The sequence below is a fragment of the Paenibacillus sp. BT-177 genome (assembly GCF_025846815.2).
GTDB lineage: Bacteria > Bacillota > Bacilli > Paenibacillales > Paenibacillaceae > Paenibacillus > Paenibacillus polymyxa_C.
In genome coordinates this window covers 71,459-87,212 of the sequence record NZ_JAOYTP010000008.1, presented here as the reverse complement: position 1 = coordinate 87,212, position 15,754 = coordinate 71,459, and the positions used below count along the sequence as shown (strand labels likewise).

15 protein-coding genes are annotated in these 15,754 nt (G+C 44.9%); 5 read left to right on the top strand and 10 right to left on the bottom strand.

Features of this window, described 5'->3' with window-relative positions:
* Nucleotides 1-69: 69 nt before the first annotated feature.
* The 5 genes from OIU26_RS20475 to OIU26_RS20455 form a co-directional block, all read right to left on the bottom strand.
* Nucleotides 70-1,176: a Gfo/Idh/MocA family protein gene (locus OIU26_RS20475; RefSeq protein WP_264217839.1), complete on the bottom strand. Its 1,107-nt coding sequence runs from the start codon at nucleotides 1,174-1,176 to the stop codon at nucleotides 70-72.
* A 75-nt stretch (nucleotides 1,177-1,251) separates the two neighbouring features.
* Nucleotides 1,252-1,980 (bottom strand): ThuA domain-containing protein, encoded by a 729-nt coding sequence (locus OIU26_RS20470; RefSeq protein WP_264217894.1) that lies wholly within the window; start codon nucleotides 1,978-1,980, stop codon nucleotides 1,252-1,254.
* 36 nt (nucleotides 1,981-2,016) lie between these two features.
* Complete coding sequence (locus OIU26_RS20465) at nucleotides 2,017-3,189, bottom strand: Gfo/Idh/MocA family protein (protein ID WP_264217838.1); 1,173 nt, start codon at nucleotides 3,187-3,189, stop codon at nucleotides 2,017-2,019.
* 52 nt (nucleotides 3,190-3,241) lie between these two features.
* Nucleotides 3,242-4,297 carry a LacI family DNA-binding transcriptional regulator gene (locus OIU26_RS20460; protein WP_080683406.1) on the bottom strand — a complete coding sequence of 352 codons (1,056 nt, stop codon included), beginning with the start codon at nucleotides 4,295-4,297 and terminating at the stop codon, nucleotides 3,242-3,244.
* A 104-nt stretch (nucleotides 4,298-4,401) separates the two neighbouring features.
* Entirely contained in the window at nucleotides 4,402-5,259 is an 858-nt protein-coding gene (locus tag OIU26_RS20455) for a GRP family sugar transporter (protein WP_264217837.1), read from the bottom strand.
* A gap of 500 nt (nucleotides 5,260-5,759) precedes the next feature.
* On the opposite strand from OIU26_RS20455, the gene OIU26_RS20450 reads away from it, so the two are divergent.
* Entirely contained in the window at nucleotides 5,760-7,994 is a 2,235-nt protein-coding gene (locus OIU26_RS20450; RefSeq protein ID WP_264217836.1) for an alpha-galactosidase, read from the top strand.
* Between the two features lie 191 nt (nucleotides 7,995-8,185).
* Here the strand turns inward: OIU26_RS20450 and OIU26_RS20445 are convergent, their stop codons facing one another.
* Entirely contained in the window at nucleotides 8,186-8,479 is a 294-nt protein-coding gene (locus OIU26_RS20445) for an SDR family NAD(P)-dependent oxidoreductase (protein ID WP_264217835.1), read from the bottom strand.
* A 69-nt stretch (nucleotides 8,480-8,548) separates the two neighbouring features.
* Here OIU26_RS20445 and OIU26_RS20440 point away from each other — a divergent pair, with 69 nt between their 5' ends.
* Nucleotides 8,549-8,932, top strand: coding sequence for a hypothetical protein (locus tag OIU26_RS20440; RefSeq protein WP_264217834.1), 384 nt, complete (start codon nucleotides 8,549-8,551; stop codon nucleotides 8,930-8,932).
* A gap of 64 nt (nucleotides 8,933-8,996) precedes the next feature.
* Nucleotides 8,997-9,353 carry a hypothetical protein gene (locus OIU26_RS20435; protein WP_014599796.1) on the top strand — a complete coding sequence of 119 codons (357 nt, stop codon included), beginning with the start codon at nucleotides 8,997-8,999 and terminating at the stop codon, nucleotides 9,351-9,353.
* A gap of 246 nt (nucleotides 9,354-9,599) precedes the next feature.
* On the opposite strand, the gene OIU26_RS20430 is transcribed toward OIU26_RS20435, so the two are convergent.
* Together OIU26_RS20430 and OIU26_RS20425 are read right to left on the bottom strand one after the other, a co-directional pair.
* Nucleotides 9,600-10,595, bottom strand: a complete 996-nt coding sequence (locus tag OIU26_RS20430; protein WP_264217833.1) for a Gfo/Idh/MocA family protein — start codon at nucleotides 10,593-10,595, stop codon at nucleotides 9,600-9,602.
* Nucleotide 10,596: 1 nt separating this feature from the next.
* Nucleotides 10,597-11,616 carry a Gfo/Idh/MocA family oxidoreductase gene (locus OIU26_RS20425; protein ID WP_025678525.1) on the bottom strand — a complete coding sequence of 340 codons (1,020 nt, stop codon included), beginning with the start codon at nucleotides 11,614-11,616 and terminating at the stop codon, nucleotides 10,597-10,599.
* Between the two features lie 180 nt (nucleotides 11,617-11,796).
* On the opposite strand from OIU26_RS20425, the gene OIU26_RS20420 reads away from it, so the two are divergent.
* Complete coding sequence (locus OIU26_RS20420; protein ID WP_264217832.1) at nucleotides 11,797-12,663, top strand: MurR/RpiR family transcriptional regulator; 867 nt, start codon at nucleotides 11,797-11,799, stop codon at nucleotides 12,661-12,663.
* Nucleotides 12,664-12,773: 110 nt separating this feature from the next.
* On the opposite strand, the gene OIU26_RS20415 is transcribed toward OIU26_RS20420, so the two are convergent.
* Nucleotides 12,774-13,079 (bottom strand): ArsR/SmtB family transcription factor, encoded by a 306-nt coding sequence (locus OIU26_RS20415; protein ID WP_014599797.1) that lies wholly within the window; start codon nucleotides 13,077-13,079, stop codon nucleotides 12,774-12,776.
* Between the two features lie 111 nt (nucleotides 13,080-13,190).
* Between OIU26_RS20415 and OIU26_RS20410 the strand changes: the two genes are divergently transcribed.
* Complete coding sequence (locus OIU26_RS20410) at nucleotides 13,191-14,354, top strand: MFS transporter (protein ID WP_264217831.1); 1,164 nt, start codon at nucleotides 13,191-13,193, stop codon at nucleotides 14,352-14,354.
* 122 nt (nucleotides 14,355-14,476) lie between these two features.
* Here the strand turns inward: OIU26_RS20410 and OIU26_RS20405 are convergent, their stop codons facing one another.
* Entirely contained in the window at nucleotides 14,477-15,604 is a 1,128-nt protein-coding gene (locus OIU26_RS20405; RefSeq protein WP_264217830.1) for an FAD-dependent oxidoreductase, read from the bottom strand.
* Between the last annotated feature and the right edge of the window lie 150 nt (nucleotides 15,605-15,754).

Sequence of the window (15,754 nt, the reverse complement as noted above, 5' to 3'; positions counted from 1 at the left end):
CTTTTGGGACAGCCCCTCCAGTCTTATAATTCTTGTATGCTGCAGGTCAGCTTCAGGCTGGTACTTGTTTTATACATCTAACGTATATAAGGGCAGGTTTTCCGGTAAAGCCGCCGGGCGCTGACATGTGCTCTGCATCGTATAAAAGGTCTGCTGATCGGAAGATTCATGGAACGCCCACATCGCTTCCAGCACATGGTAGGCCAGTTCCCCGCTGGCGCGGTGAGGTCGTCCGTTGCGGATAGCATAGGCCATATCAGCAACTCCGATACCCCGTGTATTTTCCTGGTAACCCGGCAGCAGCGGTACCTCTGTCCAATTGTGCTCGCCTAGCAGCCTGAAGCGAACTGGTCCTCCGAATGTGTTCGGGTCAGGTACCTGCAACGTGCCATGCGTACCATACACCTCGATCGGTGGCAGAGTGCTACCTCCAAAAATGTCAAAGCTGGTAATCAGCGTACCGACAGCTCCCTGCTTGAAGCGCAACAATCCAGCCACATGGGTCGGAATATCGACTGGGATAGTCTGGCCTCTCTTTTTCTCGCTCGTAATCGTTCGCTGATCTATCGCCTTGCTTGTCATGCCCGAAATGGTGGCAATCGGTCCCAGCAATTGCACCAGAGCTGTCAAATAATAAGGGCCCATATCAAACATCGGGCCACCGCCGACTGCATAATAAAATTCAGGATCGGGATGCCAATGTTCATGTCCACGGCTCATCATGAAAGCCGTAGCGGCTACCGGATTCCCAATGACTCCGTCTTCAATCAACTTCAATGATGTCTGTATACCGGAGCCGAAGAAGGTCTCCGGTGCGCAGCCAACAAGTAGTCCCTTTTGATGAGCAAGATCCAAGACAGCCTGGCCCTGCTCACGAGTGACGGCAAGTGGCTTCTCCACATAGACATGCTTGCCAGCCTCAAGAGCTCTGAGACACACCTCGGCGTGAACGGCCGGAATGGTCAAATTAATGATGAGTTCGATCTGCGGATCAGCCAAAATCTCATCTACCGAATATACGTTCGGAACGTTGAACGCTATCGCCTGCTCCTCTGCCCGACTTTGGTCCAGATCCGCTACTGCGAACAGCTCCAGAATGTCGAAAAGATGGCAATTTTCCATATAAATTCCGCTAATTTTACCGCAACCGATAATGCCCACTTTCATTTTTTTCATGCCTGGACTCCCTTCTTCTTCAGAAAAAATGGATAATGGCATTCTTTTTTTACATGGGATACTATCCTGTTCACGCTACTGTTGCTGGTTGTCTGCCATACCCGTGTATGCCTCTGCCAACGAGCTACCTCGGCTGGTCGCCGCCTGATTGCCTGCCGCAGTCCACAGGAATCCGCTGCGCATCATCTCGGTCACTTGAGGTATTTCTATGATATCTGCGTGATGACCTAGCGAATTGTAGAACACGCGGCCGTTTCCCCACCGCTTTGTCCATACAACGGGCATATCCACTGGCCCATTGGCCGAATGAGGTCCCGGAACGACCGGGAAGCGTGTGGTTGCCAGCACCTCAACCGCAGGGTCTACATGGAGGTAGTACTGCTCGCTTTTGACCTGAAAATCCTCAATATGGTCCAGCAGCGGGCTCGATCCACGCTTTATGTTTACCATGTACTCCACCCCATCATTGCCGGGATGTGCAACCCATTGCCCACCTGTCATGAATTGCCAGTCCACGTTGTTTCGAAAGGCATCACACATGCCACCGTGACAGCCTGCTAGACCTACGCCGCTTTGAACCGCTGCTGAGACATTATTGATCAGTTCCTGCTCAATCTGTCCCATGGTCCACATGGGAACGATCAGGTCCAGGCCAAGCAGTTTCTCCGCATCCTGATACGCTTCAAGGGTACTGGACACCTCCACCGCAAACCCTTCTTCCTTCAGAATGCGTTCAAAAATGGCGGCCACCTGCTCCGGTTCATGTCCATTCCATCCACCCCATACAATCAGTGCCTTGTGCATCTGTAATCCACTCACCTTTCGGAATGTGTTGTTATACTACATTTCTTCAATGGATACCCAACGGCGTTCCTCTATAGATCGTTCTACTGCTTCAAGCACAGCCTGACAAGCGACCCCGTCGTGGAAGTTCGGCGAAGGTTGCCGCCCTTCGGAGATGGCACTCAACATCTCAAGCATCTCGTGGGTGAAGGTATGCTCGAATCCAATTGTATGTCCTGCAGGCCACCAGGCTTCGGAATACTTGTGTGCCGGATCGGTGGCGAGCACGCGGCGGAAGCCCTGAACGCCTTCCTCATCCTGTGTGAAATACACTTCCAGCTCATTCATCCGCTCAAAATCAAACCGCACACTGCCCAGACTACCGTTGATTTCGAATGAATTTGTGCTCCGATGTCCGGCTGCAAAGCGTGTGGCCTCAAAGCTGCCCAGCGCACCTCCAGCAAAGCGTGCTAGGAACAATGTGGCATCATCAACCGTCACTTCTCCCATCGGTGCATTGGCCTCGGTACTCCTTTTGGAGCTCAATCCGCTCATCTCCGTAGCCAGCGGACGCTGTTTGATGAACGTCTCGCTCATGCCGATGACTTCGTGGAACTCGCCGACCAGAAACCGAGCGAGATCAATCAAATGAGCGCCAAGATCACCATGAGAGCCAGAACCGGCCACTTCTTTTTGCAACCGCCATACCAGCGGGAAGGACGGGTCCATAATCCAGTCTTGAAGGAAAAAGGCGCGAAAATGGTAAATTTTGCCCAGGCGACCACTTTCGACGAGCTGCTTCGCCAGCTGGACAGCCGGAGAAAAGCGGTAGTTGAAGCCAATCATATGGTTGACCCCTGCTTTCTCTGCTGCTTGCAGCATGTCACGGGAATCCGCCAATGAAAGCGCAAGCGGCTTCTCACAAAACAGATGCTTGCCATGGAGGGCAGCCTCAATGACAATTTCCTTATGGGCATTACTCGGGGCGTTAATGTCAACAAGATCAATATCGTTGCGTTTCACTAGATCACGCCAATTCGTAATACTTTCGCTCCAGCCGAACTGGCGGGCAGCTGCTTGAACCCCCTGCTCGTTACGTCCACAGATAACGGACATCTCTGGTTGCAGCGGGGCATCCGGGAAGAACATGGGTAGACTACGGTAAGCGTTGCTGTGAGCCTTGCCCATAAATTTGTAGCCAACCATTCCAATACGAAGACGATTAGACATGTCGTGATCCTCCTTATGGGTATGAGTTTCAACGAATTATTGATGAATGATGTTATTGACGAATGGATGACGCCCTAATAATCAGCTCTGTGGACAGGAGTTCTCTGATTAAGTCGCACCCAGTCAGTTCCAGAGCCGGAGTGAGATCCTGAGAATCGGGTATAAGCTTCGAGGCTGCAAGTTCCCCCATCTCATAAAATGGAACACGGACACTGCTTAGTGGCGGAACAGCCATCTCAGCTGCATCCGAGTCATCATAGCCTACAAACGCTGGAAACCGCTCAACTGCCAGCCCGCGCTCACGGAGACCCTGCATTACACCGAGGGCCATCCGGTCGTTCGCTGCAAATACGGCATCAATATCATCTAATTTGTCTGCGATTGTAGCCGACGCTTCGAGCCCGCTTCGACGACTGTAATTGCCTTCCAGAATCAGCTCATGGTCATATTCAATACCAGCCTCCTGAAGCGCGATGAGATAACCCTTCAATCGCTCAGTACTGTTGGAATAGATATCCGGACCGTTGAGAAAGGCTATCCGCTTGCATCCCTGCTCAATGAGATGACTTACAGCCGCCCGGCTTCCTTCTACATGGTCTGCATCCACTTCACAGAACGACTGCCCTTCAAAATGGTGATTCATGACACAGAACGGTCGCCCCTCTTGCTGAAGTCTCTTCAGAGCCTCCACCTCATCGTGGTCATCCCTTGCTCCAAGGATGATACAACTGTCGACCTTTTGCTGACGGAAAAGACTGCTGTAGTCCATCCGTTCGCCCGGTTTTCGGAATAATAGTAGTAGATCGAGCCCGCTGTCTCTGGCCTTGTTACCGATACCGCTCAGCATCTCGGAGAAAAAATAAGCAGAGAACAGGTGCGCCTTCGGGACATAAGGCATAACCACACCAAGATGGCCGCTTTTGCTTCGGGCAAAGTTGCGGGCCAATGCACTGGGAACATATCCAAGTTGATTGGCAACGTCCAGGACCCGTTTCCGCGTATCTTCCTTGATAGGACCGGTCGCGTTCAATACCCGAGACACCGTCGCTTCAGACACGCCAGCGAGTTCTGCTACTTCCTTGCGCGAAACGATATTGCCCACCTCCAATTATTTTATGTACGCGCGTACATTTTCTCATGCTGCTATACCTCTGTCAATCCCGAAAAGCGTGCCCTATTGATATATAGGCTTTTTTTCTCCACAAATTCTCTCTAGGGCTTAAGCAGGCTAATCATTCCTACTCCTATCATCAGCACCGTAATTCCCACAAGTATAGCTAACCATTCATAAAGACTTTTCTTTTCCTTAAATATTAAAATGCTGCCGACACAAGCAATTGCAATGCTCGCTTGAGAGATCGGAAAACTAGCCGCCATGCCGATCAGACCGTTGGAAATAAATAGTGCTAGATTAGCAATGCTCCAAACCAATCCTGTAAACAAATTGCGAAGCACTGGAGAGAAGCGTAGCCGATGTTTGCCTTTCAAATTTATGACCAGGGCCGAGCATAACATCCCGAGCGATTGCGGCAGAATGACGGACAGCCCAGATATATTAAAGTACTGATTGATAACTACATAACTGCTTAACGCTAACCCGGAGCAAACCAGCATCATGATAATTCGTAACGGCATAGGCTTAGACAGCCCAGCAGACTTGCCCTGATAGCTGGTCAATAGAACTCCCGCTAAAATACACAGAAGAGAACCAACACCCATCCCATATTGGTAACCTGTTATCCATTCACCCAAGATAAGTGCGGCAAATAACGTCGTCCCTATCAACTGTAGACCGCAAATTACAGGAATGGCGATGGATACGCTTACTTTTTGGAAAGATCGAAACTGGAGCAATTGTCCAGCAGCCCAGAAAATACCGGATATAAAACTTACCACGAAAGAAATCGGTGCTAATGAGGCTGGATGAATGATATACAAGCACAGGGCAAACAGCACAGCACCAATAACGGTACCTGTCAGCTGTTCTCGGGGACTGGCTTTAGTCATATACGCCAATATCGGCATGACTCCCCAGCCGACAGCTGGAATAAAGGTAGTTATGAAATCCACGTGCGGTTCTCCTCCCGTAAAAAGTATTCTTCCTACAATCGTTAAAAATACCATGCAGGAAAAAACCAGTAATTTTACGATAGCAAAGAAAACCGCTTCCAAATACCAATATTTTTATAGATTAATATAGCAAAACCAAAGAAATTGTTCTCTATATGTGCCTATCCCACAATTTTATAGAATCAGTTCCGATATATTTTCATGCTCTGAACTGGGATGTGTATCTACATCCTGAATCGTATTCTGGACCATTCGCACCCTCCCCGTACTTTGCCCAATATAGAATCTATGTTTGTTAATTTATCAGTATAGCATAAGTTAAGGAAGACAAATACTTAGAAAAAGGTTGAATCTAACAATAAATTTTCTTTGAAAGATTCTTTGTTTTTCCCATAATACACTTAAAAAAAGTAATGTATTTTCTATCCCTGGCTTTGTTATGCTGAGTTCGATAATAACGCTTTCAACAGGACTGTTATATTTTGAAAGGGGCTATGTACATGGCTAGTATACAAGTTAACCCAAAGGAACGTACATTTCACTTAACGAACAAATACTGCAGTTATCTTTTCCGTGTCATGGAGAACGGGCAATTGGAGCATTTATATTATGGCAAAAAAATGGAGTACCTAGGTCAGTATGACCGTTTTATTGAACGAAGCTACCGCTCTGTGTCTGTCGGTGAATTTGATGGTGACTTGGTAACATCATTGGAAAGCATCAAGCAGGAATTCCCTTCTTCGGGAAGTGGAGACTTTAGAGAACCAGCAGTTGAGATCATACAGGAGGACGGTTCTCATGTCATGGAGTTCATCTTTGACCGTTACGAGGTCATCACGGGGAAACCTAAAATCCCCCATCTCCCTGCTACGTTTTGTAAGGAAGCAAATGAAGCAGAGACACTCCTGATCACGCTGACCGATTCCCTTACAGGAGCGGTTGCCGTGCTTGCATACACCATCTTCAGTGAACTGCCTGTAATCACGCGATCCGTATCCATAACGAATTCCGGAAATAGTATTCTAAGAGTCAATCGTCTTATGAGCGTGAGCCTTGATCTTCCTGACTCCGAATATGAAATTATTCATTTGTCGGGGGCATGGGGTAGGGAACGACATGTGGAGCGTACACCACTCAGACCAGGTGTTCAGTCCATTGGGAGCACACGAGGAATTAGTAGTCATATTCACAATCCATTCTTGGCGCTTGCCAAACCGGGATCTCAGGAACACCAAGGAGAAATATATGCAGTGAATCTCGTCTACAGCGGAAACTTTCTTGCCCAGGCGGAAGTGGACAGCTACTCAACTACCCGACTGAGCCTCGGTATTCATCCTGACAAATTCTGCTGGACTCTGAAGCCTGGAGAATGTTTTTATTCACCTGAAGCAGTTATGGTCTACTCACAGAGCGGTTTGAACGGCATGAGCCAGGCGTTCCATCGCTTGTACAATAAACACTTAATTCGTAGTAGCTGGGCTGAACGGGAACGACCTGTATTGATCAATAACTGGGAGGGTACCTACTTTGATTTTACCGAAAAGAAAATAGTGGATATGGCTAAAAAAGCAAGTGAACTAGGGATTGAGCTCTTTGTCTTGGATGACGGTTGGTTCGGTCAAAGAAACAATGATACCTCCTCACTCGGTGACTGGTTTGAAAATCGTGAAAAGCTACCGAACGGAATCTCGAATTTGGCAAAGAAGATCAATGAGCTTGGTATGAAATTCGGTCTTTGGTTTGAGCCGGAAATGGTTAACTCCGACTCTCATATTATGAGGGAACATCCGGATTGGGTTGTGGGAACACCCGGGCGTAAACGCAAGCATGGACGACATCAGTATGTTCTTGATTATTCCCAACCGCCTGTTGTGGATTACCTGTTTAAGTTAATGGATGACGTGCTCTCTTCTGCTCATATCGAATATGTAAAATGGGATATGAATCGCTGCATTTCAGAAGCCTATTCATTATCTCTGGGCAAGGAAAGACAGGGCGAGTTTTTCCATCGTTACGTCCTAGGCGTGTATGCTTTATATGAGAAACTGATTACCAAATACCCTGAGGTTTTGTTTGAGTCCTGTGCTTCCGGTGGAGGACGATTTGATCCAGGGATGCTTTATTATGCTCCGCAAACATGGACGAGCGACGATAGCGAAGCTATTGAACGTCTTAAGATTCAGTATGGCACTTCCATGGCCTATCCGCTTAGCAGCATGGGTGCTCATGTGTCAACCATTCCGAACCACCAGGTAGGCAGAACCGCACCGCTGCAAACCAGATCAAATGTCGCCTACTTCGGTGTATTCGGTTACGAACTTGATCCATTGGCTTTGACCGAGGAAGAGTGCAATATAATCAAAAAGCAAATACAACTGTATAAACGTCACCAACGATTAGTTACCCAGGGAACGTTTTACCGTCTGCTAAGTCCCTTTGAAAAAAATGAGACAGCTTGGATGACCATTGATGCAGAACGTGAGCATGCTCTCGTCGGCTGGTACCAGGTACTCTCACGCCCCAATGCAGCTTATTCACGGCTAAAGCTCATCGGACTGGACGAAATGGCAGTATATTTCGTGGAAGAACTGGATCGACGTTTCACAGGCAGCGAGTTAATGAACATCGGAATTATACTCACCCCGCCTTATAAGGCTGACCAGGATTTTAATATTGCGGAGAAATATGATTTCTCATCTCAATTATTCACTCTAACTAAAGAGACTTCCTCGTGATTGAGATGTATAAGTTTCATCGAGAGATAGACTTTAGTTAGAATGCCTGTGGTTGGAGTTATTCACTTAAACATATCGTACCGGGCGAAATCATTTTCGTGTAAATCCGATGATTTTACCCGGTACAACTCTCTGAAAATAATAAGGGTTTCCTTTAAATCAGCCTGCATAGCTACGAAAGACTTGAAGAATTAGATCACAGACCTGTTCTTCTCTCCAACTCCTCTGTATATCTCGCGCCCATCAGCCTTGACTGCATGCCTAATCGCGCAATATACAGTGCTGTCTGGGTAGACATTATGTCCAGCAATAGAAGACAAGTTAATGATGTGTCCCGATTTCTGTTCCCGCATCGCAGGCAAATCAGCTGCAATTCCATACAAAATCCCTCTGCTGTTCATTTCAATCATCATATTCCATTCATCAATTTGCTCTCGCCTAACTATTCGAATCGGACCATTGAGAATTCTAATCTCAAATCGCATTTGCCTAGGTTCAATTGTTTTGTGTCGGCATATGTTGTAACAAATAAAAAAAATAGAGGAGTGCTACTTGTGTACTACAATCTGGTACCTACGCTAACTCATTGCAGGCATATGCACAATCGGGAGTCTTTTGTTAATGCACAAGCGACTCGGCAGGAACCGGATATGACGGGAATCTGGCGAGGCAACGATGGAAGCGTGTACTACATTCGGCATGATGACCCCCATGTCTGGTGGGCAGGATTTAGCGACAACGGCAGTGGGCAAAACTGGACACACGTGTTTCATGGAATTCGTCAGATTAGACCAGAGGGAGTGGTAATCTCAGGAAATTGGGCCGATGTACCGCGTGGAAGGAACAGGAACAACGGTACCTTGGTCTTAACCCGTAGTGAAGACCAGTTGACCAAGGTATCCGGTGGAATTATCACAACTACATGGCAACGATGGTAAAGCAAGCTGCTTGTTGTGGACTTATGCTGTAACGAATAATAAATTCAATAGAGGAGTGCAACCTATGTACTACAATCAGGTACCTACACTAACTCATTGGAGGCAACCTGCGTATGATTTGACAGGAACCTGGCAAGGCGACGATGGAGGCATATACTACATTCGGCACCTTAATAACAATAGGATCTGGTGGACAGGATTAAGCGACAACGGCAGTGGTCATAATTGGACCAATGTGTTGGAAGGGGAAGTGACTTATGATCCGACCGGGGCGGTGGAAGTCAGCGGACAATGGTATGATGTACCCCGTGGAACGAACAGGGGCAGCGGTATCTTGGGCTTTTCTGTACGACTTGGTGATCTCGTCAAAACATACCAAAGCAGTGGATTTGGTGCGAATATTTTGAGAAAAATATCATAGTTGGTTGAGGGCACCCGAAAACAGGTCCTTTTACGTTTAAGCCCTCACTTTTACCTTCCCTCCAGTGTACTTGTCCAGTAATAGATGAACTTCGGGAAGAGGATGGCCGAGCAAATTGGCATGCTTTTGGACCGGAAATTGTGAATCTGGGCAAAAAAGAGTAGTAGACGTATCTATCTGCTACTCTCAAATCCATGAGTCAGAAGCAGCTCAAGCGAGTTGCTTCTTCAATTTCAGGTACAAGCATTAAAGATTGTGTTTATCGGGACCAAACACAAGATTGGCCGACTGTTTGGCCTTCTCAATGACATTCATGACCTTTTCGCTATGTTCAAGCATAACCGAGACTTTTTCCAAATCATTTTCTCGGATGATACGTTCGAATTCAACGAATTCGTCATACATACGATGCGAATGATCTTTCAGGTCCACCTGGATGGGCGTTTCCTTATTAGGAGTGTATTCAAAATAATCGCATATATTAGCTGAACTTGCCATGTGTACATAGCCTTTATTGCCTTGAATGTTCACTGCATTGGGTGCCGTACTGTCTTTTGAACCTATGCAAACACACTTAAAATCGCCGTAATCAAGCAGCAGTATGCCTGAAGTGTCAATTCCACGTTCCATGTTCGCCAAATATTCTACCTTCTTAGGGCTCCCGAAGAGGCCAACAACAAAATGAATATTGTATAAATTGATATCCATCAAGGCTCCGCCAGACATTTCCGGATTAAACGCAGGCTGGATTACTCCCGCTTTAAAAGCCTCATACCGGGATGAATATTGAGAATAGTTGCATTCAACTATTTTAATCTCGCCAAGTTTAGGCAGATACTCCTTTATGGACAAATAATTTTTCAAATATTGATTCGTAATAGCTTCCACCAATACCAGTTTTCTTTGCTGAGCAATTTCTTTTAGCTCTAGAAATTCATGCACATTGGATGTAAACGGCTTCTCACATATAACATGTTTACCACTCAGTAATGCTTCTTTGGCATATGAATAATGGAGATGATTAGGCAAACCAATATAGACAGTATCTACGTCATTATTCCTCAGCATTTTGCTGTAATCCGAATAAATCTGAGAGATTCCATATCTATGTTGCCAATCTAGTAATTTCTCCTCATGGCTAGGCCTAGAACAAATGGCCTTTAATAAGATCGTCGGGATTTCCTGAATAAAGCTCAATAGATCCCCTACGATCATTCCTGCTCCGACAATTCCCAATTTCATTCTAGTTACACTCCTCTATACCCTTCTCAAGTATTTCCATTGAAGTTATGGTTTCTTCATCTGTAATCGCTTTTTCTTTGCCGTGTATGATCGAATGATAGAGATCGTCATATACTCGGGCATAATCTCCTTTTTCAGAAACAACTTTTTCTTCATGGTACTGACCATCATCATCCAGGTACGTTAAAATGCCATAATGCTCAGGCTGGTCGATGCCAAAATCGGCGTGTCCCTTAGGCAGATAGTATAATTTAAGATGCTCCTCCTGACGATCCTTTGTCTGCTTTATAAAAACGCCTTTTTTGCCGTATACTACAAAACTCGGCCGCTCTTTTAAACGAAAAAAGCTGGATTTAATGGATACCTTGAGTGAGGGATAATAAAAATCCAGATCAAAATAGTCATTCATTCTTCCAGAACCGAGCAATTGGCGCACGTCGTAATGGATCGTGTCAGGTTTCCCAAAATAGGAAAGAACCTGGTCAATGGTATGAGCGCCATGTCCATAGAGGTAACTGTTATATTTGGAAAAATGAGAGGTGGAGTTGGGGGTTTCAGGGCGGTAATAATCGAAATGCATTTCCACCTCCAACAAATCACCGAGTTTTCCTGATTCAATGACCTTCTTGGTAGTAAGAAAATCCGAATCGTATCGTCTGTTTTGGTAGCACTGTATAATCAGATTTTTCTCTTTGGCATATTGGAAGATGGACACTGCTTCTTCTTTCGTTAACATAAAGGGTTTCTCAATAAGTACATTTTTTCCGTGGTCGAGTGCCATTTTCGCATAAGTGTAGTGGGATTCTACAGGTGTACAGACAACAATCAACTGAATTTCCTTATCGTTCATTAAAGATTCAAGATTATCTGTATACTGCACGCCAGGGATTTTCTCCCACTCCCCTTTATCTGGATTACGGGCGTAGATCGTCTTTACTTTCAAATGATCTCTGGTCAATGAAAAAGGAAGATGATACCGATTGGTGCTTTTGCCATTCCCAATATAACCGATGGTAAGCATATTAATTCCCCCTAGGCTCTTTTTCATTTATTATAGTAGAAGAACGTCGATCGTAAATAATTTGCCATCAAAATGGTACATTTAACCGAATATTTGTAAGCATGACGGCTTGTTTTTAAACAAAATGTTTATTGGGTATCTTTTATCAAACGTTATTTCAATTGAACCGGGGGGAACCTGTTGAAAATACTGATGCAATTATCAGAAATGCAAAACTTTACACCAAACGAAAAAAGCATTGCTTCCTACATTTTGGTCCACAAGGAATCGATCCTGCACTTAAATATTCAGGAGCTTGCCAAAGCTACGTATACTTCGCATTCCGCCATTAATCGATTAATTCACAAACTTGGGCTATCCGGCTTCAAGGAGTTTATAATAAAACTCGCTCGGGAATTCCAGCAAGATACTCAGAATATTTCCAATGTGGATCCCAACTATCCATTCGGCTTAGATGAAACCCCACTTCAAGTGGCGAAAGAAATTGCTGAATTAATGAAGGAAACGATTGAAAAAAACTTTACATTCATGGATGATCACTTGCTGTCACAAACAGCCCAGTTGCTGGATCAAGCAAATAGGATCTTTATATATGCGTTAGGCGATTCACAAATCCGAGCGAAAAGTTTTCAGAATAAATTAGTAAAAATCAACAAGTATGTGGTTATAGCCACGGAGCTGTCTGAATGGGCTTACCATACGGCTAATCTAACTTCAGAAGATTGCGCTATTTTCTTAACTTACCACGGTAAGTCACCGATTTTTTTAAAAGCGGCACGACATTTTACGCGTGAGAATATCCCTTTTATCACCATTACAGCTACCAATCAAAGTGAGTTGGCCAAACGAAGTAGTATATGTATCCAGGTGCCTAATGACGAAGTAAAGCATGCCAAGATTGGTACTTTTTCGTCGCAAATTGCCTTTGACTATGTATTAAACGTGATTTACTCCTGTATCTATAAAATCGACTACTTGAAAAATATGCAAACCCTAACACAATCGTTGGAGAATTCGCATCTCAACGCCATGATGAATGACGTGTAGAGGGATTAGCTTCTCTCTAACTGCAAAATAAGCGGCAATTTATAATTATATATGGTTGTTCTTCGACAAATAAGGTCTAGTTAGTTTTATGCTAACTAGACCTTTTTCTTTTATTGCTTCAAGCCCATCAGTACGGCCGACAGCAAGCTAGGAAAGCGTTCATTCAAATCATCGTAACGGATAGAGATAAAGCGTTGGGTTCCCTCTATTCTCGTATGAATAACCCCTGATTCCCGAAGAACCTTAAAATGATGAGACAAGGTTGACTTTGGAGCTGAAATATCTATCGAGCTACAGGATTGCTCCCCTTTTTCGTCTAAAATCTGGATGATATTAAGCCGAATGGGGTCACTTAGAGCATATAAAACTGTAGGTAGAGTAATTTCAATTACGTTGGGATGATACAGCGTTCTCAAGATCCGTTCACCTGCCTAACAAAGAATTATAGTTGCATTATAGCATATTGGAATGCTATATTTCTATTATTCGAAAATATTCGAACTATAGAACAATTGGAGGGTTTCGTTTTGAATAAAATTATCACCTTGTTTTTCTTGATCATGTTTTTCATTGGTACAGATACGTTCATTGTGTCGCCTCTTCTACCTATTCTTCGTGAAAGCTTCGGCATTTCTATCGAACAATCGGGCTGGATTGTTTCAGCCTATGCTTTAGGGTATGCTCTGTTTGCCTTAATTGCAGGACCGTTGTCAGATGCATGGAATCGAAAAAAAGTACTACTGTTCGGCTTACTTGGTTTTGGTATCTTCACTCTACTTTGCGGCTTTGCCGTTGATTTTTGGACCATGTTTGCTTTTCGCTTATTGGCTGGCATTAGTGCCGCTTTTGCCTCACCTCAAGTTTGGGCAGCCATTCCTCAGTTAGTTCAACCACATAAAGTGTTAAAAGCCATGGGAGTTGTCACCGCAGGATTAGCTTTTTCCCAAATGCTAGGCGTGCCCATTGGCAGCTATCTCGCTACCGCCGGGTGGCAAACACCCTTTATTATGATTGGTTGCTGCACCTTCCTGATCGTTATTTGGACTGCTGTTCTCTTGCCCGCCTTGCCTCCTTCTATACAGAAGCAAAAGGCTCTCTCGATTAGGAACAGATACCGTTCATTGCTGCAGGGGTCAACACCTAAGGTCGCTTTTCTGGCCTACTTCCTGTTCCAACTCGGGAATTTTGCTGCCTTCTCTTTTATTGGCACATGGCTGTCCGACAAATTCAGCCTCAATGTTGCAAATATTGGCACGGTGATATTATTCCTTGGTTTAGGAAATACGATCAGCAGCTTATTTGGGAGCAGCTTAGTTAACAAAGTGGGGCCTAAGCACTCTTTGATCTATGGCGTAATTTTCATCGGTCTGCTTTATTTGCTTCTGCCCTATTTACCTAGTGTGACCTATGTCGAAATTACATATTTTCTGATCTTCCTTATCCTTGGAATGATTTTTCCGCTTATGATGAGTATGCTTCAAACCTTATCTGCCACAGCACGCGGAACAGTTTCATCACTTGCCAATTCTTCTATGTATTTTGGAACGATGGTTGGCTCTTTCACAGCAGGAATGCTATACGCTCACAGCAGTGGTTTTATTTCCGTTAGCCTGTTTTCTGTGATTTGTTTCGGTGTGTCACTAATCTTGTTCCTACGTAGCGGGGTTTTACTAGGTCTAAGACTAAAATAGAAACGAGTAACCTTAAAAATCGACATAAGCTCTATTTGGGCCAGGAAAAGAACTTATATTATTAGAAAAGCCGCCAATATGGCGGCTTCTTATGCATATCTGCTGTTGTCCAGCTTCTAGGATCAACCTTCATCAATAGCATTTCGAATATCATAATCATCGATGTTGATATCCAAAGCCATTCCAAGTGCTAACTTTGCCAGTTGGCTTCCAATAAAGGGACCCATGGTCAGCCCGGATGCTCCAAGCCCATTGGCAGCTATAAGGCCGTTCCAGCCAGGCACAGCTCCAAGCACCGGTAGAAAACCGGGGGTAAAAGGACGGAAACCGACTCTTACCTCCTGAAAAGTGCTATTTGCCAAACCAGGTGCTAATTCTAAACCTTTATTTAGGATTTCTTGCATTCCACCTGCTGTTACTCTTGTATCGTAGCCTTCGATTTCATTTTCGTGAGTCGCACCTATTACGATCTTCTGTTGGTCAAACGCCAACAAGTATTGATCAGAAGGCGGCATGATTACAGGCCAGGTGCCTGTATCTTGTCCGGCAGGGATCTGCAAATGCATGATTTGTGCCTTTTGAAAACTAACTTTAAAGCGAATGCCCAAAGGCAGCATCAGTTGATTGGCCCATGCACCAGCACAAACAATGACTACGTCAGACGAAAAACTATGTCCATCGACCGTTACTCCGGTTACATGGTCGGAATTATATTGAAGCACAGCATCCCCATGGATAAGGGTTGCCCCATTTCTTTGGGCTGATCGGATCAACGCGTCACGTAGCGCACGACCATCTATACGAGCGGCACCGCTAATATGAACAGAATGATACCGATCTTTTAATAAAGGAAACTGTTCATGGGTTTCCTTTTCATTTAGTTGCGTAATTTCACCGATTTCCGGTGCATCTGTATGTCGTAAGTGTGCCCGTTCCTGCATTTTTTTGATTTTTTCTAAATCATCATGAATACTGAGAGCCCCAACTTGAGCATAGCCAGTTTCTGTTTCTCCCTCGCTTTTGAGTTCTTCAATCAACCCGGGGTAAAAACGTGCGCCCGCTTTGGCTAGCTGGTACCAAGCCTGATTGCGTCGCTGTGATAGCCAGGGACAGATAATGCCAGCAGCTGCATCAGTCGCCTGTCCTTTATCTTTGCGGTCTACAAGAATGACATCAGCGCCTATTTTTGCTAACTGGTATGCTGTCGATGCCCCCAGAATTCCTGATCCGATTACGATAACCTTCTCCATGATTACATCCCTTTCCTAAATCACTGTATACATTATAGCGAATACTGCATGAATGCATAAAGTTTGAAACATTAATATTTCAATCCTTATAAAGTTCTTAGAATTGATCTGTAAAGTAGTTGTCAGAACGAATGAAAAGGATGAACTGAT